We start from the raw sequence: 21,663 nt of genomic DNA on the forward strand, positions 1-21,663 counted from the left end.
CATTAAAGAAGATGATATTTTATTTACACATTGCGTTGTAAAAAGAGAAATTATCTTTAAAAGAGAAATAAAATAAAAAAATGAAAGTGCTTATGGCATATTTTGCTTCTTTTTATTTTAGGTATTTATTTGCTGTGAATAGAGGTACTTTCTTGATAGAACTCTCTTATAAATATCAATAAAATTAGGGCATTTTTTCTATGTGGGATGATAAAATTTATAGCTTTAAAGTTATGCTAGCCTGAATTTTTTTCTTTAAGGGGGCTGTTTGGCATTTAGTTTATAGTAGGAAATTGTGAGAGTGGTTAAAGATAAAAATAAAATGCAAGAGTACAAAAATTCTCTTCCTCGCTTTATTCATTTGAGAGTGCATTCAGCTTATTCCTTGCTCGAAGGAGCTTTAAAAATCCCACAAATTATTCAACAGACGATTGTAGATCATGCTCCAGCGGTTGCTATTACCGATACCAATAATTTATTTGGTGCTTTGGAGTTTTCGCAGTATTGTCTTTCTCATGGGGTTCAACCCATTATTGGTTGTCAGCTTACCGTTGATTTTTGTGATGAAAATGATCATTCACATTTGGTTAAAGGACGTAATGCTTCTGATTTCTGCTCTATTGTTCTGTTCGCTTCTAGCGAAACCGGTTATGCTCATTTGGTTCGTCTTGTAAGCCGTGCTTATCTTGATAAATGTGATACTGATCCTCCTCATATTAAAGCTGATTGGTTGTCAGAACACAGTGAAGGTATAATCGCTTTAACGGGTGGAAAGGGAGGACCTATTAATCGTTCTTTGTTAGAAGAAAAAAAAGAACGCGCTGTTGAGCGCTTAATTTATTTAAAAAAAATTTTTTCTGATCGTCTTTATGTGGAATTACAGCGACATGGCTCTTATGACCGAAGAGTAGAAGCAGACCTTATTGAATTGGCTTATGCACATGAAATTCCTCTTGTTGCAACGAATGAAGCCTTTTTTCTGAAGAGAGAGGGGTATGAAGCGCATGATGCATTGATGGCTGTTTCAGAAGGACAAATCGTCTCTAATCCAGATCGCAAGCGAGTGACGCCAGATCATTACTTGAAGTCACAAGATGAAATGGTTGCGCTGTTTTTTGATCTTCCAGAAGCTTTAGAAAATAGTGTTGAAATTGCATTGCGTTGTCATATTGCCACGCCTCTTCGAAAACCGATATTGCCTCGTTTTATAGAACAATCTTCTAATTCAGAAAATACTTTAGAAGCAGAAGATAGTGAATTGTTAAATCAAGCTAAAGCTGGTTTGAAGATGCGCCTTGAAACAATTGGATTGGCTGAAGGGTATACGATTGCAGATTATGAGCAGCGATTAGATTATGAGATTTCAGTTATTACGCGTATGCAATTTTCTGGATATTTTCTTATCGTTTCAGATTTCATAAAATGGGCGAAGATTCATGATATTCCTGTTGGTCCAGGGCGGGGATCTGGTGCTGGTTCACTTGTTGCTTATGCATTAACGATTACCGATGTTGATCCATTGCGTTTTTCCCTTCTTTTTGAACGTTTTCTCAATCCAGATCGTGTTTCGATGCCAGATTTTGATATCGATTTTTGTCAAGAGCGGCGTGAAGAAGTTATTCAATATGTTCAAAAAAAATATGGACGTGATCAAGTTGCTCAAATTATTACCTTTGGTAAGTTACAGGCACGTGCAGTTTTGCGTGATGTGGGGCGTGTTTTAGAAGTTCCTTATCGTCAGGTGGATTATCTTACAAAATTAATTCCTGCCACCCCAGGAAGTCAGGTAGAATTAGCGGATGCTATTAAGGATGAACCTAAATTTGAAGAGGAAAAGAAAAAAGATCCCGTCATTGGACGCGCATTAGATATAGCACTTCAGTTGGAAGGGCTTTATCGTCACGCTTCAACGCATGCTGCTGGGATTGTTATCGGAGATCGGCCGCTTTGGGAGCTTGTCCCGATGTATCGTGATCCTCGTTCTGATATGCCTGTTACACAATTTAACATGAAATATGTAGAACAGGCAGGGTTGGTAAAATTTGATTTTCTTGGACTAAAAACACTGACTGTTTTGAAAATGGCTGTTGATTTTGTTGCCAGAAAGAAGATCAAAATAGATTTGTCAAATATCCCTCTAAATGATGAAGCAACCTACGCTATAATGGCATGTGGTGAAACGGTTGGTGTGTTTCAGGTGGAAAGTTCTGGTATGCGCAAGGCGCTGATTGGAATGAAGCCAGACCGTATTGAAGATATTATTGCGCTGGTTGCGCTTTATCGTCCTGGTCCAATGGAGAATATACCAACCTATAATGCACGTAAACACGGGGAAGAGGAGATAGCTTCTATTCATCCTAAAATAGATCATCTGATTAAAGAAACACAAGGTGTTATAGTCTATCAAGAACAGGTGATGCAGATTGCTCAGGTGCTGGCTGGTTACTCGCTTGGAGAAGCTGATTTATTACGGCGCGCTATGGGGAAAAAAATTCATGCAGAAATGCAAAAACAGCGTACGCGTTTTGTCAATGGTGCTGTTGCTGGTGGTGTTGATAAAGAGCAAGCTGATATTATATTTGATCTTTTAGCAAAATTTGCCGATTACGGTTTTAATAAATCACACGCTGCTGCTTATGCGATTGTTTCTTATCAAACAGCGTATATGAAAGCCAATTATCCCGTTGAGTTTTTAGCTGCTTCAATGACGTATGATATGACGAATACCGATAAGCTCAATGATTTTCGGCGTGAAGCGTTAAGGCTGGGTATTGAAGTTATTGCACCTTCTATACAAACATCTCATCGTATTTTTGAGGTTGGTGATAACTGTATTTATTATTCTCTTGCGGCCATTAAAGGTGTGGGAGAAACGGTTGTAGATCATATTGTCACTTGTCGTGGAAATGAGATTTTTAAGGATTTGGAAGATTTTTGTGCGCGTGTTGATCCTCGTATTGTTAATAAGCGTGCGATGGAAAGTTTAGTTTGTGCTGGCGCTTTTGATTGTTTTAACATTGCACGCGAAGTTTTATTAGCGAATCTTGGAACCCTTCATGCGCGAGCGCTTCGTATTCTCGATGACAATTCTAGCGGGCAGGTTGACATATTTGGAATGGCAGGCGGATTAAAAGAGCCCTTGATTTTATCGCAAACGACCCCTTGGTTGTTGGCTGAAAAACTTTATCGAGAATTTCAAGCTATAGGTTTTTACTTTTCAGCTCATCCATTGGATGAGTATCAAGCCATTCTCGCTAAAAAACGCGTTCAGACTTGGGGTAATTTTTCCAATGCCGTTAAAGGGGGAGCAACGGCTGCACGGCTTGCTGGAACTGTTGTGGCAAAAAACGTGCGCAAAACAAAATCTGGTAAAAAAATGGGAATTATTCATTTTTCTGATACAAGTGGACAATATGAAGCAGTTCTCTTTTCTGAGGCACTCTCGGATTATGAAGAGATGCTAGAACCCGGAAAATCTTTTATTATTACGGTGAGCGCAGAAAATCGCTCTGAAGGAGTTAGTTTGCGAATTGAGACAATTCAGTCTTTGGAAAAAGAAGCGTTACAGCAGCATAAAATGATGCGTCTTTTTATAAAAACAGTTGATATGCTTCCACAAATTGAACAAAATTTAAATCTTGGGGGAAATGGAGAGGTTGGACTTATTTTAATTCAAGAGGATGGATTGCGAGAAGTTGAAATTGCGCTTCCTAAGCGATATAAGGTAAATTCACATGTCGCAAATGCTATGAAATTAATTCAGGGTGTTGTTGATGTAGAGTTGAGTTAAAGAAAGATTAAAGATGGGAGCTGATTTTGAGTGGTGTTTTTGCTTTTAGGAGAGTTAAAAATTGAGCTTTTAAAATCGGATTGTAGGTTTAGAAAAATATTGCTTTTATTTGAGTAAATTATGATATTTTTTTAGTGTCATAGAATCAAAAAATCTCTTTCTTTCATAATATTCAAAGTACGGGAAGAATTTTATAAGTTTTTATCACGATTTTTTATAGAATTCATCGCATCATACATATAAAGCCAATTGAGATCTGACATAATACTCTCTGGTGTACGAATTTTCATCATGAGATTACGTGCAATTGCTATGGGCCCCGTTGCATGATAGGTTAATCTATTGAAATCTCCGCGTTTTTTTACTGCTGCAATACGGGTGGTACGTGTTTTTTCGTAAAGCGAAAGTGCTTTCATTAATGAAAGATTTTTCAATGAAAGTACTTCTGCTAATGTAGCAGCATCTTCGATTGCCATAGCGGCACCTTGTGCTGCAAAAGGTAAGGCTGCATGCGCACAATCGCCAACAAACACTTGTCTCTCTAGGCCTAGAAAACGATTTTGTTTCATCTGAAAGAGTGGCCAATATCTCCATTCATCAATATGATTAAAGATTTGTAAGATTTTTGAATTCCAAGCTTTAAAAAGAGATTTAAGTTTTTCTTTATCTCCTTTATAGGCCCATCCCTCTTTTGAATTATCCCCATGTGTAATAGCGACAAAATTTACAATTTTTTCTGACGATTTAATGGGATAAACAACAAGATGATTTTGAGGCCCCATCCAAGCCGTAATTGTCTTCATATTTTGCAATGAAGAACGAAAGTCTTGAGGAAGATTATCAAGTACTGTTGTTGCTCGCCAAGCAATAAAACCACTAAAATTTGCTCTTTCATGAAAAGGAAATTGTTGCCGTAGTGTTGACCAAACGCCATCACATCCGATCAGGAGAGGGGTTGAATAAAGCTGTTGTTGTGTTGCTATATCTGTTTTTATTGTGGTTATTTTAATGTTGGTTGCCGATTGGGTAGAAGATACAATCGTTTCGCCTGCTTTGTATTTGATCAAAGGATTTTCAATCACTGCATTATATAAAATTTTTTGTAAAGCCGCGCGGTGAATCGTCATATAAGGGGCTTTCCAGTATTTTTCTGTTAGAGTGATAAGATGAGAACGTAGACGTATTTTTAAAGATATTCCATCTTTTAACTCAAGAAAATGTGGGATTGTCGCAACTTCAGTGAGTTTGTTAAGAAGTTCCCAGCGAGCAAGAATAGATGTTGCATTTGGTGTCAGTTGAATACCAGCGCCTATCGTTTCAAGTTTTTTACACTTTTCAATAATGATGCTTGCAATTCCTTTATGAGCGAGTGCTAAAGCGGTGCTTAAACCAGCGATTCCTCCTCCAACGATGATGGGTGATTGTTCTACAAACGATTTCATATTAAACAAGCAGAATTAAAAGAGTAGTTATTTAAGAAAGCCCTAGAACACATTATAATAGCTTGTCTGGATGATATAAACATCCTGTTGGGTTTGTTTGATCGTACGATAACGAGGGAACATAACGATAAAGGGTTGAGCAGTAAGGGCAAATTTTCTCATCAGCAGCGCCCATATCAATAAAAATATGAGGGTGATCGAATGGTTGTGTAGCGCCTACACACATAAACTCTTTCACACCAATTTCGATTGTTTTATATCCAAGGTCATTTTGAAAATGGGGAATATTGTGATCAGCCATGGCGTACAAACTCCAGAATAAATTGTCTCATTAGTTATGATAAGGCTCTTCTATTTTATAAGTGTGAGTTTGTAATAAAGCGTATCATAATGCAAGATGCTTTTTAAGACAAACTACTCCTCTTTTATGCTATAATCAGAATAGTTGTCTTACTTTTAGCGCTTTGCGCATAGAACCTCGTTCCAAGTATTTTAAAATATTAAATGGAAACATGACAAGAAAAATGGGGCATTGATGTATTATTATGATGATAACATATTATAAAATATTATGTGAGATATTTCGTCAAGGATTTTAGAAAATATAAAAGAAGCTTAGTTAGAATATATGGAAAAGAGGGTGAAAGATAAAATTTCTATATCAAATATAACAATGAAAAATCCGGTACGGTTTATTAATCGAGAGTTTTCATGGCTACAATTTAATAATCGTGTTTTGATGGAAGCAGCTAATTCGAAACATCCTTTATTAGAACGTCTACAATTTCTTTCTATTTCAGCTGCAAATCTTGATGAGTTTTTTATGGTTCGTGTTGCAGGACTAGCAGCTCAAATTCGTGCTCGCGTTACAGCGTGCAGTGCAGATGGGCACACTCCACAGGAACAACTTGATATTGTGCTCGCTGAGATTTCAAAGCTGCAGGCTCACCAACTACGAGAATTGAATGTTTTACGTGATGAATTAAAAAAGAATGATATTGAAATTATTTGTTCTGATGATCTTTCAGAAATTGAAAAATCATGGCTTGAAAAATATTTTCTTGAGACAATTTTTCCTGTTTTAAAACCTTTGCCTGTTGATGCTACTCATCCTTTTCCATTTATTCCTAATTTAGGGCTTTCTATTGGGCTTCAATTGTCTGGAGAAGCTGATCAGAATTCACACACAGTGTTGTTGTCTATTTCAATGCTTTTAAGGCGTTTCATTCTTCTTCCTCAAGAAGGTAATCATTTTCGTTTTATCGCATCTGAAGATGTTATTTGCCTTTTTATTAAACATGTATTTCCTAACTATGAGATTAAAGGAATTGGTACATTTAGAATAATCCGAGATAGTGATATTGAAGTAGAAGAGGAAGCTGAAGATCTTGTTCATTTTTTTGAAACTGCTCTTAAAAGGCGGAGACGTGGACAGGTTATTCGAATTGAATTTGACGCAAAAATGCCAGAGAGTTTACGCCAATTTATAGCGAATAGTCTTGCTGTTCCTGATCATTGTATTAATGTTCTTGATGGATTTTTGGCGCTTAATATGGTATCAGAGATTGTTTCTATTCCCCGTGATGATCTCAAATTTATTCCTTATATTTCTCGTGTTCCGAAATGTATTCGTGAACATCATGGGGATTGTTTTGCAGCTATTCGTGAAAATGATATTGTGATTCATCACCCCTATGAGACATTTGATGTTGTTGTCCAATTTTTACGTCAAGCTGCTTGCGATCCTGATGTTGTAGAAATAAAACAAACACTTTATCGTACATCAAATGATAGTCCAATTGTTGGCGCTTTGATTGAAGCAGCTGAACAGGGAAAGTCTGTGACTGCTTTGGTAGAACTTAAAGCACGTTTTGATGAGGAAGCAAATATTCGTTGGGCCCGGGATCTTGAATGTGCTGGGGTTCAAGTTATTTTTGGTTTTATTGCATTAAAAACACATGCTAAGATGTCATTGGTTGTGAGACGTGAGGGAAAACGTCTTCGCTCTTATGTTCATCTTGGAACAGGAAACTACCATCCCATTAACGCTAAAACTTATACCGATCTTTCTTTTTTTTCCACGGATGATGTTATTGCTCATGATGTTGCGTTATTGTTCAATTATATTGCGCAATATGAGCGTCCAAATGAAACAATAAAGATTGCTTTTTCACCCTTAACATTGCGTGGTCGTATCTTAGAGCATATTGAGGGAGAAATTGTTCATGCACAACAGGGAAGATTTGCTGCTATTTGGATGAAAGTTAATGCATTGGTTGATCCTGAAATTATTGATGCTTTATATCGTGCCAGTCAAGCAGGGGTGCAAATTGATTTGGTTGTGCGGGGGATATGTTGTTTACGTCCTGGTATTCTAGGAATTTCGGATAATATTCGTGTAAAATCAATCGTCGGGCGTTTTCTTGAACATAGTCGCATTTTTTGTTTTGGGAATGGTCAAGATTTGCCTAATGAAAATGCACTCGTTTACTTAGGCTCTGCTGATATGATGCCTCGTAATTTGGACTATCGTATTGAAATATTGGTTCCAGTTTTTAATAAAATAGTGCGTCAAAAAATTCTTTTACAGATTATGTTAGCTAATATCATTGATAATCAACAAAGCTTTGATATACTTAAGGATGGAACATCAAAACGTATTACACCGCAGAGAGGTGAAAGTCTATTTAATGCGCAGGAGTATTTTATGGCCAATACAAGTTTTGCGGGGGAAAATGAGTCTTTTGAGTCTTCTGTTTCGCGCTTGGTTGCGTTGCATCGGCAACAAGCCGAAATACATAAAGACTAAAATCCAATGACATATAGAGATGCTCAAGGTCGGTTAAAAGGGCGTAAGCCTGTTGCTGTTATTGATATTGGCTCAAATTCTGTTCGGTTGGTTATTTATGAGGGGCTTGTTCGATCACCAACGGTTTTATTTAATGAAAAGATTCTTTGTGGTCTCGGTCATGGTGTGGCGAAAACGGGATTTTTAGAAGGAAAATCGATGAAGATGGCGTTGCAAACACTGAAACGGTTTCGTACGCTTTGTCGACAGATTGGGGCAGATGAGGTCTATACTTTAGCAACAGCAGCAGCACGAGATGCACAGAATGGCGTAGCATTTATTCAGCATGCTGAAGATATTTTGCAAAATAAAATATATCTTCTTTCAGGAAGTGAAGAAGCTATGTATTCAGCCTATGGAGTTGTGTCTACCTTTTATCAACCAAAAGGTATTTCTGGGGATCTTGGTGGTGGAAGTCTTGAGCTGATTGATATTGATCATTCTGATGTTGGTGAAGGGATAACGCTCCCATTGGGTGGTTTAAGGCTACAGTATATATCAAATAATGATAGTGCTGTAGCTACAAAAATTGTACATGAGCAATTTTATAAATCGTCTGTTGTTCGTGCTCGTAAAGGTATAGCACGTTATTTTTATGCAGTAGGGGGGACATGGCGTAATTTGGCAAAACTCCATATGGCAATGAAACACTATCGGCTTCCTGTTATGCATGGCTATGAAGTTGATGCTGTTGAAATGGAGAACTTTTTACGTCTTGTAGCGCGTGGCAATATTGATAATATGAGAGGGATTGCAGCGGTTTCTCAGAACCGTCGAAAACTTTTATCTTATGGGGCAATAGTTCTTATTGAACTCATTCAGTGTATGGAGTTTGAAAAGATAATCTTTTCTGGTGCTGGCGTTCGTGAAGGTTTTCTTTATTCACGATTGCCGCAGGCGATTCGACTTTCTGATCCTCTCATTGCAGCATGCACAGAAATGGCTATTTTACGGGCACGTTCACCAAAACAAGCAGAAGAACTCATTGATTTTACGACGAATGCTTTTGAAGTTTTTGGAATTTCAGAAACTGAAAATGAATGCCGTTATCGTCAAGCCGCTTGTCTTCTTGCGGATATTGGTTGGCGTATACATCCAGATTATCGAGGCAATGAAGCAGCAAATCAAATAGCTTTAGGATCTTATCCAGGAATTTCTCATGAAGGGCGCCTTTATGCGGCGCTTTCTGTTTTTTTTCGCAATACGAGTTTATTGGTTGATAAAGAATCTCTTCCCATTTTTCAATTAGCAACTCAAAATATAATTGATAAAGCACGTATTCTCGGTGAAACTATGCGTCTTGCTCATCTTTTTAGTGCTTCTGTTGCAGGAATTTTACCTCATTTATTGTGGCATAAAAAAGCAGATCATATTATCTTGCAAATCCCAAAGAATTACGCTGGATTATTAGGAGAACGTCCTCTTGGACGATTAAAGAAGTTATCAACAATAATAAAACAACCTCTCGCTTTTGAAATTTTTTGATTTTTTTCCTAATTTATTCGTGTTTTATGTCTTATAATAAAGCCATTGACGAGGGATAAGCTAGGTAGCCTGTCATCATGAGCTGAACAACTGGTTGTTTCATAATGCCTGATCCAGACTCTACGCAAGGCATTTGTAATGCCCTGAGCATTCATAAAAGAAAATATAATTTTTTATTCTGTTATTTGCGTCACAGGATGTGATTTGCATTTCATAAGCTTCATGTAAAAATAAAAGCCTTGTCCGTCCTTACGTGACAAGGTTTTCTTTTTATGCTGCGTCGTTATAACGTTTCTGTTTAGCTTTCTTGATTATATTGATAAGATTTGATTGTAGCCAACGCGATAAAAAAACAAATTTTAAAGATTTTTGGAGAGATCCATTGGTTATATGACGCCGGAATGTTGAACCACTTATATGAAGTAATTTTGCACTTTCACGGTTTGGCAAAAGAATATCATTTTCTGACTTTATAAAATCCTTTCACTATAAAAAATAGAAACAAATCATAACTATTTATTAATCATATTTTTGAATCCTTTGTAAGATGCTTAATCTATAAAAAACAGCGCTTTATCATATAATTTCTTATGTGATACTTTATGAGTCTTATTGAGATAATAATGAGAGAATCCTACGATATTCGGAGTTCTAATTCAATATAAATAACGCTAGATTATCTTTATAAATCAATATATTGCCTTTGTTAGGTATTTTAGTTGTTATGCTGGCTCGTTTTTGATTGTTAGATTGCAATCTCGGTAGTTTTTTTATACGATATGGTGACGTGAGGCATTATATCTTTGTTTTTTTCTATTGCTAGGCTGCTATTTTTGTAATGAATGCGCTTTTATTATCAGAGCTTTTTCTTTTTAAAGCTTTTAAATAAGGAGCGGTCTGTTTTTTTAGATTATTTTTAATAGGATTGCTATTTGATTGACCTGATAAAGATTTAGCTGTCATTTTTAATAAGAGTTCACTATTTAATTTTTTAACTTTATCAGAAGTAGGCTTTATTTATCCTGTTTGCATTGGCCTATAGGGCATACCAATTGATGTAGATAATGAGTAGCGTAATGGATTTTTTAAAATAAAAATGTAAATGTAAATTAAAGCTGTTTTGTGCTTATTTTCCCATCGTGAAAGTAAAAACCTATCTGGCCCTTTAGCAGTTGTTCGGCTTTTTGACCAAATATTTCATAGCGCCAGCCATTCATAGCGGGAATATTTTTCTTTATTCCTCCATTGGCAATTTTTTCTAAATCATTAGATGTTGCAATAATTTTAGGGGCAATGCTGTTTTCATTTGCAACAATTTTTAATAACACTTTGAGCAGATCGATAACAGCGGCTGTCGTATCATTGAGTGGATTATGTTTAGGAATGGGGGGTAAAGTGGAAAGATCCACCTCTAATCCTTCGTGGACAGCTTTGATTAATGATTGAGCAATTGAGAATTTATCCCAATTCTTATTAAGACTGCGTAACCGTTTTAATGCAGATTCATCTTTTGGTTGTTGGATTGCTATTTCTATAAGACATTCATCTTTTATAATATGACGACGTGGCATATTGTATTTTCGTGCTTCACGTTCACGCCAAGCTGCTATCTTTTGTAATACAGCAAGTTCACGTGGCTTTTTAATTTGTCCTTTCACTTTTTTCCATGCTTCATCTTCTGGCATGTCATAGGTTTTAGGATTTAAAAGGATTGTTATTTCATCGTCCATCCAGTGAGCACGTTGATTTTTTTCTAACCGTTTTTTCAATAACAGGTAAACATCTCTTAAGTAAGTTACATCGGCAAGTGCGTAGAGCAGTTGTTTTTCAGATAAAGGTCGGCAACTCCAGTCTGTAAAGCGGGAGGATTTATCAAGATGATGCCCTGTGCAGCGTTGTACAATTTGATCATAGGAGATAGAATCACCAAATCCACAAATTGATCCTGCTATTTGCGTATCAAAGAGAGGGGAAGGAATAACACCTCCAAGGTGATAAATTGTTTCAATATCTTGGCGCGCAGCATGAAAAACTTTTACAACTTTTTTATCGACCATAAGGTCAAAAAATGGTTGTAAATCAATATCTGGTGCTATGGGATCAATCAAAACTGTGACATCTGGTGATGCGAGCTGGATTAAACACAGTTGAGGCCAAAAAGTTGTTTCGCGGATAAACTCAGTATCGACAGTTACAAAATCAGAGGTACGTAGAGCGTTAAGTGCAATTTTAAGATCTGTTGTTTTTGTAATAAGATTCATCATTTTATTATAATTCGATAAATTAAATTTGTGCTTTATTGACTTTATTTCTGAGTTTTTATTCTCATATCTTGACAAATGGTTATTAAAAAGCGTTTGTAGCGCATGTGAATATTATAATCAAAGGCAAAAAACATGCACCGTTATCGCAGTCATCATTGTGCGGCTCTTCGTAGATGTGATGTAGGAACACAAGTTCGTCTTTCAGGATGGGTTCATCGTGTTCGTGATCATGGAGGGATTCTTTTTGTGGATTTACGTGATCATTTTGGAATCACACAAATTGTTGCTGACCCTGCTTCACCAGCTTTTAAAGTTATTGAAAAAGTGCGTTCTGAATGGGTTATTCGTGTGGATGGGGAGGTATGTGCTCGTTCTGATGAGGTTATTAATGCAACGCTTCCAACAGGTGAGATTGAAATTTTTGCACAAGAGGTAGAAATTCTTTCAAAATCTGATGAGCTTCCTTTACCGGTTTTTGGTGAGCCTGATTATCCAGAAGATATTCGATTAAAATATCGTTTTCTTGATTTGCGTCGGGAGACTATGCACAAAAATATCATGCGTCGGACTGAAATTATTGCAGCTATGAGACGGGCTATGCAAAATAATGGTTTTACGGAATTTACGACGCCACTTTTGACAGCTTCATCGCCGGAAGGGGCGCGTGATTTTTTAGTTCCAAGTCGTGTTCATCAGGGAAAATTTTATGCGTTACCGCAAGCGCCACAGCAATATAAACAATTGTTGATGATGTCAGGTTTTGATCGTTATTTTCAGATTGCTCCATGTTTTAGAGATGAAGATCCAAGGGCCGACCGTCTTCCTGGTGAATTTTATCAATTAGATGTTGAAATGAGTTTTGTTGAGCAAGAAGATGTTTTAGCAACTATGGAACCTATTATGCGTTCTATTTTTGAAGAATTTGCGGATGGAAAAACTGTGACACAAAGCTTTCCTCGCATTTCTTATGATGAAGCAATGCGAAAATATGGTTCTGATAAGCCTGACTTGCGTAATCCGATCATTATGGAAGATGTTTCTCAGCATTTTTATAATTCTGGTTTCAAAGTCTTTGCTCAAATTTTAGCGAATGATGAGAATGCACAAGTGTGGGCTATTCCAGCTAAAACGGGTGGAAGTCGTGCTTTTTGTGATCGTATGAATGTATGGGCACAAGGCGAGGGGCAACCAGGACTTGGCTATATTTTCTGGCGTGAAGAAGAAGGAAAATTTGAAGGAGCAGGGCCTATCGCCAAAAATATTGGTGAACAGAGGACTGAAGCAATCCGTATACAGCTTGGGCTTGAAAGTGGGGATGCCTGTTTTTTTGTAGCTGGAGACCCTAAAAAATTCGCATCTTTTGCTGGAGCGGCACGCACAAGGGTAGGGGAAGAATTAGATCTTCTTGATAGAGATAGTTTCTCTTTGGCGTGGATTGTTGATTTTCCATTTTTTGAATGGAATGAAGATGAAAAAAAGATTGATTTTGGACATAATCCTTTTTCCATGCCTCAAGGGGGAGAAAATGCCCTTGCCTGTCAAGATCCTCTTACTATTAAAGCTTTTCAATATGATCTTGTTTGCAATGGTTATGAAATTGCATCAGGTGGAATTCGTAATCACTTACCAGAAATGATGCTTAAAGTTTTTGAACTTGTAGGGCTTTCTAAGGAAGTTGTGAAAGATCGTTTCGGTGGTCTTTATCGTGCATTCCATTATGGGGCTCCGCCACATGGTGGCATGGCTGCGGGAATCGACCGCATCATTATGCTGTTGCAAGGTGTTAAAAATTTGCGTGAAGTTGCTTTATTCCCTATGAATCAACAAGCACTTGATCTTTTGATGAGTGCTCCGTCTGAGGTTTCTCCTACACAATTACGTGATTTAGGAATCCGCATGGCTCCTACTCATAAAAATAGTTCATAAAGTTGGTTGTGGATTGTTGTCATCTTTCTACATAAAGTGAAGCGTTGATGCTTCTCTATGGGGTCAGTGTGTGTACTATTTGTAAAAATTGAGATAAACAAAAAATGCTGTTGTTTTGATTTTTTATGAGGGTATTATTTTTAAAAAAATATCTCTCAATGCTCTCAATTGTGTTTTACGATGCTTTTTCGTATGAAAGGTATAACTATAAAAGCCTCATGAGTGATATAAAAATCGTTGTGTAGCACTATCTTTACTAATAATCACCGTTTTACTTTCTAGATTTCAATTATTGATAGTTCTTGTAAGCAAATGGGTTTATAAGAGGTATTTTTCTTCCTTTCTTCATATAGAAGCTTTTCCGCTTATGATAAGCGGGGAAATGTTTGTGATTGATTGATTGTAAGAAATGAGAGAATTCTACAATATTCTGGAGTTTCATTTAAGTTGTAAAAAAATGAATTATCTTTATATATCAATATATTATTTATTTTGAAAATGTCAGTTTCTCTATTTAACACTGAAAAAATGATTTACTTTCTTTGTTATTTATCACTTAAAGAGGATATTTAAAAAGTTTTCGATAATGTATGAAGTATTTTCATATACTGCTTAGGACAAGAGGGAAGAACATGTATAAATTTTTCAAATTGATATAATTTTCTGTTCATGTTTTAATTGCAGCACTTATTTTTATGTCGTTGACTTTTAATAAAAAAGTCGACTCATAAAGGGTTGTTTTAAATAAATCCTATAAAATAACTTTTTATTATTGTGGGAACTTTTGTTCTAATATTATGTCTGATAAAATGAATTTACCTTTTGATAAAGAACATATTGAGCCAATAGAATTACGTTCTGCTTTACAGGAACGTTATTTGGCTTATGCGCTTTCTACGATTACGCACCGTGCATTGCCTGATGTGCGTGATGGATTGAAGCCTGTCCATCGGCGGATTGTTCACGCGATGCGGCTTCTCAAACTAAATCCTGGACAGTCTTATGCGAAATGTGCGCGGATTGTCGGTGATGTCATGGGAAAATTTCATCCTCATGGGGATGCATCTATTTATGATGCTTTGGTGCGCTTGGCTCAAAATTTTGCAGTTCGTTATCCGTTGGTTGATGGACAAGGCAATTTTGGCAATATTGATGGTGATAATGCTGCTGCCATGCGTTATACGGAAGCACGGATGACTGAAGTGGCAGCATTGTTGCTTGAAGGTATTAATGAAAACGCCATTGATTTCCGTTTAACTTATAATGAGGAAGATGAAGAGCCCGTTGTTTTGCCTGGGGCTTTTCCTAATCTTTTAGCAAATGGTTCATCAGGGATCGCTGTTGGTATGGCAACATCTATTCCACCCCATAATGTTGCTGAGCTTTGTGATGCGGCGCTCCATTTAATTGCACATCCCGATGCACATGATGAGGAATTAAATCAGTTCGTTCTTGGTCCTGATTTTCCAACTGGTGGCATTTTAGTTGAGCCTAAAAAGAGTATTGAGGAATCTTATCGTATTGGTCGGGGTTTTTTTCGCTTGCGTTCACGTTGGCATCAGGAATCTGGTAGCCGTGGTTCTTATGTGATTGTGGTGACTGAAATTCCCTATCAGATTCAAAAGTCACGTCTTATTGAAAAAACAGCAGAGTTACTGCTTGCTCGGCGATTACCAATGCTTGAGGATATCCAAGATGAATCAGCAGAAGATATCAGAATCGTGCTGGTTCCTAAAAATCGGTCGGTTGATCCGGAGCTCCTTATGGAGTCTCTTTTTAAATTGACTGACTTTGAAGTAAGATTTCCCCTTAATCTGAATGTTTTGTCTTTGGGAAAAATACCCAATGTCCTTTCTTTGCGAGAAAGTTTGCATCAATGGCTTGAACATCGTCAAGAAGTGCTTATTCGTCGCTCTCATTATCGGCTTGATCAAATTGATAGCCGATTGGAAATTCTCCATGGATATCTTATTGCCTATTTAAATCTCGATGAGGTCATTAAGATTATTCGTGAAGAGGATGAACCTAAAAAGCAGCTTATCAGTCGTTTTGAATTAACAGAAAATCAAGCAGAAGCTATTCTTAATATGCGCTTGCGCTCTTTACGTAAGCTTGAGGAATTTGAAATTCGTAAGGAATTTGAAAGTTTGAAAGCTGAAAAAGAAAAGCTAAAGAATTTGTTAGCTTCTCCTATAAAACAGTGGAAAATAATTTCAGAAGAAATCAAAAAAGTTCGAAACACTTTTGGTCCTGAAACACTCTTGGGGAAAAGACGTACGACGTTTGAAGAGGCACCAAGACATGATCTTGATGATATTCAACAAGCAATGATCGAAAAAGAACCGGTTACTATTGTTATTTCTGAAAAGGGGTGGGTGCGTGCTTTAAAGGGGCATTTAAACGATTATAAAGCACTTTCTTTTAAAGAAGGAGACAGTTTAAAGTTAGCCTTTCCAGCATTTACGACCGACAAGATTGTGCTGATCAGTACGGGGGGAAAGTTTTTTGCTATTGGTGCAAATAGTTTACCTGGAGGGCGGGGACATGGTGAACCTATTCGTCTTTTAGTTGATATGGACGATGAGCACGATATTTTTACAGCTTTTGTGCATCATGCAGAGGGAAAATTGCTCTTGGTTTCGTCTCATGGAAATGGCTTTATTGTCCTTGCTTCAGAAGTGATCGCCAATACACGAAAAGGAAAGCAAGTGATGAATGTCAAATCTCCTGATAAGGTGAAACTTTGTGTTCCGGTAAATGGTGATCATGTTGCTGTGGTCGGTGAAAACCGTAAAATGCTTATTTTTTCTATTGAACAAATACCAGAAATGAATCGTGGTAAAGGTGTTCGTTTACAGCGTTACAAAGAGGGTGGCATTGTTGATGCCAAAACTTTTAATTTATCAGAAGGTTTAAGTTGGCAAGATACAGCTGATCGAATCTTTAACCGCCAAGCTGATGATCTCATTGAATGGATGGGAACGCGTGCGGGCGTCGGGCGTTTGGTTCCAAGGGGATTTCCAAAATCGGGAAAATTTATCAATTAAATTTATTTTATAAACGGGAAAGTGCCGTATGACTTTATGATATGCAATATATTGATTTATAAAGATAACGTATCACTTTTATATTGAAAGAAAGACCTAAAGTGTGAGTTTTTTTCTTAATTTTTGTCTTGTTTAGGTTAAATCAGTAAAAAATATTTGCTTGCATGTCATAAGATGAGGGGGGGATTGTGTGCATAAAAACTATTGAAGAAAAGAATAAAAATATTTCTTATAGACCGTTTGAAATATAAGAGCTATTGCAACAATAGGTATGTTTGTTTTTTAATCAGTGATTATATTTTTGGAAACTGGGAATAGTATTATGATGACGATTTGCGTCTTTATTAAGTAAAGATACTGCTTTTCAATGATTTTATACAGTTCACTGTTTTTTTAACCTTATATCATTCATGAATGTTGTCGTGAAATGATTTGAGAAGTTTATTTTTAAAACAAATATGTGAATGTTCAGCACAAGAGTGTCCTATTTTATATTATAGGCATTTCCTTATTGTTCAAGAGAGATATTATTAATTGTCTCATAAAGCAGTCTTTATTCGTTAGGGTTATTATGATATTGCCTAAAAAGATGACCACGTTCAGCCCATAAAACAAGAAGTATGGCAGTGAGGCTCAGAAAGAAAAATCCTGCTGAGTTTGGGATGGTTGTTTCATCAAATTGTTGGGCAATAAAAAAGCTAAGTCCTGCACCGATAGATGTTTGAAGAAAGCCGGATACAGAAGATGCTGTTCCAGCAATTTCGCCTACAGATTCGAGAGCAAGTGTATTGAAATTGGCCATAATGCCACCACAGGTAAACATTAATATACAATATAACGTCATATAAAAAGGAAAAGGGATAACACCACCTGCTAAGATGGAGCCAATAAACCAAATGCATGAAGTGGCACAAAAGAGCAAAAGCATAGTATGAGCAATACGTCTCATTCCAAGACGTCCGACAAGTCGAGAATTCATGAATGATGAGAAAGCCTGAAATGCAGCACCGATGGCAAATGCGATAGGAAACCAAAAGCCTAAGTTATAAATTCCTTCATAGGTTTGTTGTGATGTATTAACAGCAATAAAAATGCACCCTAAAATGATAGAAGTTGCAAGTGTATAGCAAAGTGTTGTACGATTTGTCACAACAATCCATAAATTGTGTTTGACTGAAGAAAAGGAAAGAGGGCGTTGTTCATGAAGTGTTTCAGGCAAGCGGAATTGAATCCAAATCATCAGCCCGAAACCAATCATTGCCATGAAAATAAAAATATATTGCCAATGTCCGAGTAGTAAAATGACCTGTCCTGTTGCGGGACCAACCATTGGTGCAACAAGAAAAACCATCATAACAATAGACATAACTTCTGCCATTTTTCGACCACTGTAAAGATCACGTACGACGGAAACTGTAAGAACCCGCATAGCAGCTCCTCCAATACCTTGCAAGATACGCAAAATAAGTAAGAGAGAAAAATCAGTTACAAAGGCACAGCCAATCGCCGTAAATGAATAAAAAGCAAGACCAATAAGGATAAGTTTACGTCGTCCATACCGATCGCTTATGGGACCGAAAAATATTTGAGCAATACCATAGCTAATAAGATAACTCGAAATGATATAATGTTGATCATTTTCATTAAGAACATTTAAGCCGTCTAAAATGTTGGGCATAGCTGGCAGCATAATATCAACAGCTATAGCGTTAATAGCCATGAGAGAAGCAATAAGAACAACAAATTCTTTATAGCCAATTTTTTTTCTAATCGCATCACTATGTGTTTGTTCATTGAGTGAATATGACATATGGCATCCTTGAAATAAAAATTTCGTCTGAAAACAGCTCTTTTTAAGAGTCTGAATAAAATGAAAGATACCTATGATTGATTGCAGGGAATATTTTTTTCTTTCAAAAGTTCCTGTAACTCATTGTTTTGAAACATCTCTTTAACAATATCACAGCCTCCGATAAATTCACCTTTGATATAAAGCTGTGGAATTGTTGGCCAATTCGAGTAATCTTTAATCCCTTGACGCAATTCGTTAGAAGTTAAGATATTAATCCCTTTATAATTCAATCCTAAATAATCAAGGATTTGAACAACTTGTCCTGAAAACCCGCATTGCGGAGCGTCAGGTGTTCCTTTCATGAATAAAATGACGTCGTTTGTTTTAATCTCGTTATCAATAAAATCATGAACAGTGGTCATTTTTATCCCTCGATATTTCAGATTTTTATCAGTGTGTAATTTATATTCATACTGTTTTTAATCGTATTAAATGTGTGAATGCAAGAAGAAATTTTAGATTATTTTGGAATATTTGTTTGCAACATTAAGGCATGAAGGTCATTTCCCATATTGCCTTTAAGGGCATCATAAACCATTTTATGTTGTTGAACACGGGTTTTACCACGAAAACTTTCAGAAATAACTTCTGCAGCATAATGTTCTCCATCTCCAGCAAGATCACGAACTATTACAATAGCATCAGGAATACTTTCACGAATAAGCGTTTCAATTGCATGGGCACTCATCGCCATCATTATTCTCCTATGTTATTCATTTTTTTATAAAGGCTGTTTAAGAGAAAAAACAATTTTTACTCTTCATCCATAAATTGTGGAAACCAGTTTTCATAGGCTTTTGTGAGTTTGTCTATAGAAAGTTTTAGTATTCCATCTATATCAAGTGCATCACCTGCAACGTTACCTAGCTCTATTAAAGAAACTGCACTTATTTGTGCGAGCTCTTTAAGGCTATTGAGTGCTTCAGGTTTGACTGCTAAAAGATAACGTCCTTGGTCTTCTCCAAAAAGTTCTGCATGTTCTGGTGATTGGTTGCTTAATTTTGTTTTGATCCCTTTACCTGCTTTAATGACCATTTCTGCAAGCGCAATCGCTAATCCTCCATCAGAAAGATCATGGGCGGCGTGAACAAAACCACGATGTATGACATCTCGAACAAATTGACCATGCTTTTTTTCAAGTTGTAAATCTACGTGAGGGGGGGCACCTGCATCAATATTTAAAATGTTTCGCGCATAGATTGATTGTCCTAAATGAGAACCGCAATCTCCCACTAAAACAATATAATCTCCATTTTGCATCCCCTTTATTGTTACCATTTTAGACCAATCACCAAGAAGTCCTACACCAGCAATTGTAGGGGTTGGAAGAATAGCTTCTCCATTTGTTTCGTTGTAAAGAGAAACATTGCCTGAAACGATAGGGAAATCGAGGATTCTACAAGCTTCCCCTATCCCTTTAATAGCCAAGACCAGTTGTCCCATAATTTCAGGTTTTTCAGGGTTACCAAAATTGAGATTATCTGTAGCAGCCAACGGCGTTGCACCTGTCGTACTAATATTTCGCCAACATTCTGCGACAGCTTGTTTTCCTCCCTCATAAGGGTCTGCTTCACAATAGCGAGGTGTTACATCAGAAGAAAAAGCAAGAGCACGTTTGCTATTGTTGCCTACACGGATAACGCCTGCATCGCCTCCTGGGCGGATAAGGCTATTTCCTTGGATAAGGGTATCATATTGTTCATAAATCCATCGTCGTGAACTTTGATCAGCAGAATTCAATAAGCTCAAAAGCGCATCACCAAGATTGTTAACTTTTTTGACGTCTTCTGTTTTCAGGAGTGTTTTTTTTGCAGGTTCACTCCAAGGACGGTCATAAACAGGTGCTTCATCACCAAGTTCTTTGATGGGAAGATTAACAACTTCTTTCCCTTGATGAAATACACGGAAACGTAGATCATTGGTTGTTTTTCCAATAATGGAAAAATGGAGCCCCCATTTATGAAAAATTGCTGCTGCTTGCTTTTCTAACTCTGGTTTAAGAACCATGAGCATACGCTCTTGGCTTTCAGAAAGCATCATTTCATAGGCTGTCATGTTTTCTTCACGAACGGGAACTGCATCAAGATTAAGCTGTATTCCTAGATTGCCTTTTGCACCCATTTCAACGGCAGAAGAGGTGAGACCTGCAGCTCCCATATCTTGAATAGCAACCACAGCTCCAAGTTCCATGAGCTCTAAACATGCTTCAAGAAGACACTTTTCTGTAAAAGGATCACCGACTTGAACGGTTGGACGTTTTTCACTGATTGAATCATCGAATTCAGCAGAAGCCATTGTTGCTCCACCGACACCATCTCGCCCTGTTTTTGCCCCAAGATAAACAACAGGGAGTCCGATGCCTTGCGCTTTAGAATAAAAAAGGGCGTCTGTCTTTGCAATACCGGCTACAAAAGCGTTAACAAGGATATTGCCATTATAACGCTCATCAAAATTTACTTCTCCACCAACCGTTGGAACGCCAAAAGCATTGCTGTAACCACCAATACCAGAAACAACACCGGAAACAAGATGGCGTGTTCGTGGATGATCAGGAGCGCCAAATCGCAATGCATTCATAGCGGCGACAGGACGGGCTCCCATTGTGAAGACATCACGTAAAATACCACCAACACCTGTTGCTGCACCTTGATAAGGTTCAATATAAGAAGGATGGTTATGGCTTTCCATTTTAAAAACCACACATTCCCCTTCACCAATATCAACAACGCCAGCATTTTCACCAGGCCCTTGAATGACACACTTTCCTTCTGTTGGAAGAGTTTTTAGCCATTTTTTAGAGGATTTATAAGAACAATGTTCGTTCCACATTGCAGAAAAAATTCCTAGTTCAGTAAATGTTGGCTCTCTACCGATTAACGTCAGGATACGTTGATATTCATCTTCTTTTAGCCCGTGTTGTGCAATGAGCTCTGGTGTAATAGTGATGTTATCGCAAGGCTTCATGAGTATTTATCCGTTAAATTAACTGAAATTTAGCATTTTAGTTTC

At 37.1% G+C, this 21,663-nt stretch carries 14 protein-coding genes; 5 read left to right on the forward strand and 9 right to left on the reverse strand.

Annotation, left to right across the window (positions count from 1 at the left end; translation table 11 throughout):
- Positions 1-301: 301 nt before the first annotated feature.
- Positions 302-3,790, forward strand: coding sequence for a DNA polymerase III subunit alpha (gene dnaE / locus ACFIM1_RS04670; RefSeq protein WP_375609369.1), 3,489 nt, complete (start codon positions 302-304; stop codon positions 3,788-3,790).
- 191 nt (positions 3,791-3,981) lie between these two features.
- On the opposite strand, the gene ACFIM1_RS04675 is transcribed toward dnaE, so the two are convergent.
- Together ACFIM1_RS04675 and ACFIM1_RS04680 are read right to left on the reverse strand one after the other, a co-directional pair.
- Positions 3,982-5,232: an FAD-binding protein gene (locus ACFIM1_RS04675; protein WP_375609370.1), complete on the reverse strand. Its 1,251-nt coding sequence runs from the start codon at positions 5,230-5,232 to the stop codon at positions 3,982-3,984.
- A 52-nt stretch (positions 5,233-5,284) separates the two neighbouring features.
- A complete protein-coding gene (locus ACFIM1_RS04680; RefSeq protein WP_375606646.1) occupies positions 5,285-5,533 on the reverse strand; it encodes a zinc-finger domain-containing protein in 249 nt (82 codons plus the stop codon).
- 327 nt (positions 5,534-5,860) lie between these two features.
- On the opposite strand from ACFIM1_RS04680, the gene ACFIM1_RS04685 reads away from it, so the two are divergent.
- Positions 5,861-8,041 carry an RNA degradosome polyphosphate kinase gene (locus tag ACFIM1_RS04685; RefSeq protein WP_375609371.1) on the forward strand — a complete coding sequence of 727 codons (2,181 nt, stop codon included), beginning with the start codon at positions 5,861-5,863 and terminating at the stop codon, positions 8,039-8,041.
- A gap of 6 nt (positions 8,042-8,047) precedes the next feature.
- A complete protein-coding gene (locus ACFIM1_RS04690; protein WP_375609372.1) occupies positions 8,048-9,565 on the forward strand; it encodes a Ppx/GppA family phosphatase in 1,518 nt (505 codons plus the stop codon).
- Positions 9,566-9,835: 270 nt separating this feature from the next.
- Here the strand turns inward: ACFIM1_RS04690 and ACFIM1_RS04695 are convergent, their stop codons facing one another.
- The 3 genes from ACFIM1_RS04695 to rnd all read right to left on the reverse strand — a co-directional run bounded on the left by ACFIM1_RS04695 (position 9,836) and on the right by rnd (position 11,829).
- Entirely contained in the window at positions 9,836-10,039 is a 204-nt protein-coding gene (locus ACFIM1_RS04695) for a DNA-binding protein (protein ID WP_375608337.1), read from the reverse strand.
- A 345-nt stretch (positions 10,040-10,384) separates the two neighbouring features.
- Positions 10,385-10,528, reverse strand: coding sequence for a hypothetical protein (locus ACFIM1_RS04700; protein ID WP_375608318.1), 144 nt, complete (start codon positions 10,526-10,528; stop codon positions 10,385-10,387).
- Between the two features lie 146 nt (positions 10,529-10,674).
- A complete protein-coding gene (gene rnd, locus ACFIM1_RS04705; RefSeq protein WP_375606642.1) occupies positions 10,675-11,829 on the reverse strand; it encodes a ribonuclease D in 1,155 nt (384 codons plus the stop codon).
- A gap of 132 nt (positions 11,830-11,961) precedes the next feature.
- Between rnd and aspS the strand changes: the two genes are divergently transcribed.
- Both aspS and parC read left to right on the forward strand, forming a co-directional pair.
- On the forward strand, positions 11,962-13,755 hold the full coding sequence (gene aspS / locus ACFIM1_RS04710; RefSeq protein WP_375609373.1) for an aspartate--tRNA ligase: 1,794 nt from the start codon (positions 11,962-11,964) through the stop codon (positions 13,753-13,755).
- A gap of 797 nt (positions 13,756-14,552) precedes the next feature.
- Positions 14,553-16,802 (forward strand): DNA topoisomerase IV subunit A, encoded by a 2,250-nt coding sequence (parC, locus tag ACFIM1_RS04715; protein WP_375609374.1) that lies wholly within the window; start codon positions 14,553-14,555, stop codon positions 16,800-16,802.
- Between the two features lie 553 nt (positions 16,803-17,355).
- On the opposite strand, the gene ACFIM1_RS04720 is transcribed toward parC, so the two are convergent.
- From ACFIM1_RS04720 to purL, 4 genes are all read right to left on the reverse strand, one after another.
- Positions 17,356-18,612, reverse strand: coding sequence for a multidrug effflux MFS transporter (locus tag ACFIM1_RS04720; protein ID WP_375609375.1), 1,257 nt, complete (start codon positions 18,610-18,612; stop codon positions 17,356-17,358).
- A gap of 71 nt (positions 18,613-18,683) precedes the next feature.
- Complete coding sequence (gene grxD, locus ACFIM1_RS04725) at positions 18,684-19,016, reverse strand: Grx4 family monothiol glutaredoxin (RefSeq protein ID WP_375606638.1); 333 nt, start codon at positions 19,014-19,016, stop codon at positions 18,684-18,686.
- A gap of 98 nt (positions 19,017-19,114) precedes the next feature.
- Positions 19,115-19,348, reverse strand: a complete 234-nt coding sequence (locus ACFIM1_RS04730; protein ID WP_375606724.1) for a BolA/IbaG family iron-sulfur metabolism protein — start codon at positions 19,346-19,348, stop codon at positions 19,115-19,117.
- Between the two features lie 59 nt (positions 19,349-19,407).
- Positions 19,408-21,618 (reverse strand): phosphoribosylformylglycinamidine synthase subunit PurL, encoded by a 2,211-nt coding sequence (purL, locus tag ACFIM1_RS04735; protein WP_375609376.1) that lies wholly within the window; start codon positions 21,616-21,618, stop codon positions 19,408-19,410.
- Positions 21,619-21,663: the final 45 nt, after the last annotated feature.

This window comes from Bartonella sp. AC158YNML, from assembly GCF_042196725.1.
Taxonomy (GTDB): domain Bacteria; phylum Pseudomonadota; class Alphaproteobacteria; order Rhizobiales; family Rhizobiaceae; genus Bartonella.

Coding starts and splice junctions, on each gene's coding strand:
- grxD (WP_375606638.1), bottom strand. CDS start 19,016: ATGACCACTGTTCATGATTTTATTGATAACGAGATTAAAACAAACGAC.
- parC (WP_375609374.1), top strand. CDS start 14,553: ATGTCTGATAAAATGAATTTACCTTTTGATAAAGAACATATTGAGCCA.
- ACFIM1_RS04720 (WP_375609375.1), bottom strand. CDS start 18,612: ATGTCATATTCACTCAATGAACAAACACATAGTGATGCGATTAGAAAA.
- aspS (WP_375609373.1), top strand. CDS start 11,962: ATGCACCGTTATCGCAGTCATCATTGTGCGGCTCTTCGTAGATGTGAT.
- ACFIM1_RS04675 (WP_375609370.1), bottom strand. CDS start 5,232: ATGAAATCGTTTGTAGAACAATCACCCATCATCGTTGGAGGAGGAATC.
- ACFIM1_RS04685 (WP_375609371.1), top strand. CDS start 5,861: ATGGAAAAGAGGGTGAAAGATAAAATTTCTATATCAAATATAACAATG.
- ACFIM1_RS04680 (WP_375606646.1), bottom strand. CDS start 5,533: ATGGCTGATCACAATATTCCCCATTTTCAAAATGACCTTGGATATAAA.
- ACFIM1_RS04730 (WP_375606724.1), bottom strand. CDS start 19,348: ATGGCGATGAGTGCCCATGCAATTGAAACGCTTATTCGTGAAAGTATT.
- rnd (WP_375606642.1), bottom strand. CDS start 11,829: ATGATGAATCTTATTACAAAAACAACAGATCTTAAAATTGCACTTAAC.
- purL (WP_375609376.1), bottom strand. CDS start 21,618: ATGAAGCCTTGCGATAACATCACTATTACACCAGAGCTCATTGCACAA.
- ACFIM1_RS04700 (WP_375608318.1), bottom strand. CDS start 10,528: ATGACAGCTAAATCTTTATCAGGTCAATCAAATAGCAATCCTATTAAA.
- ACFIM1_RS04690 (WP_375609372.1), top strand. CDS start 8,048: ATGACATATAGAGATGCTCAAGGTCGGTTAAAAGGGCGTAAGCCTGTT.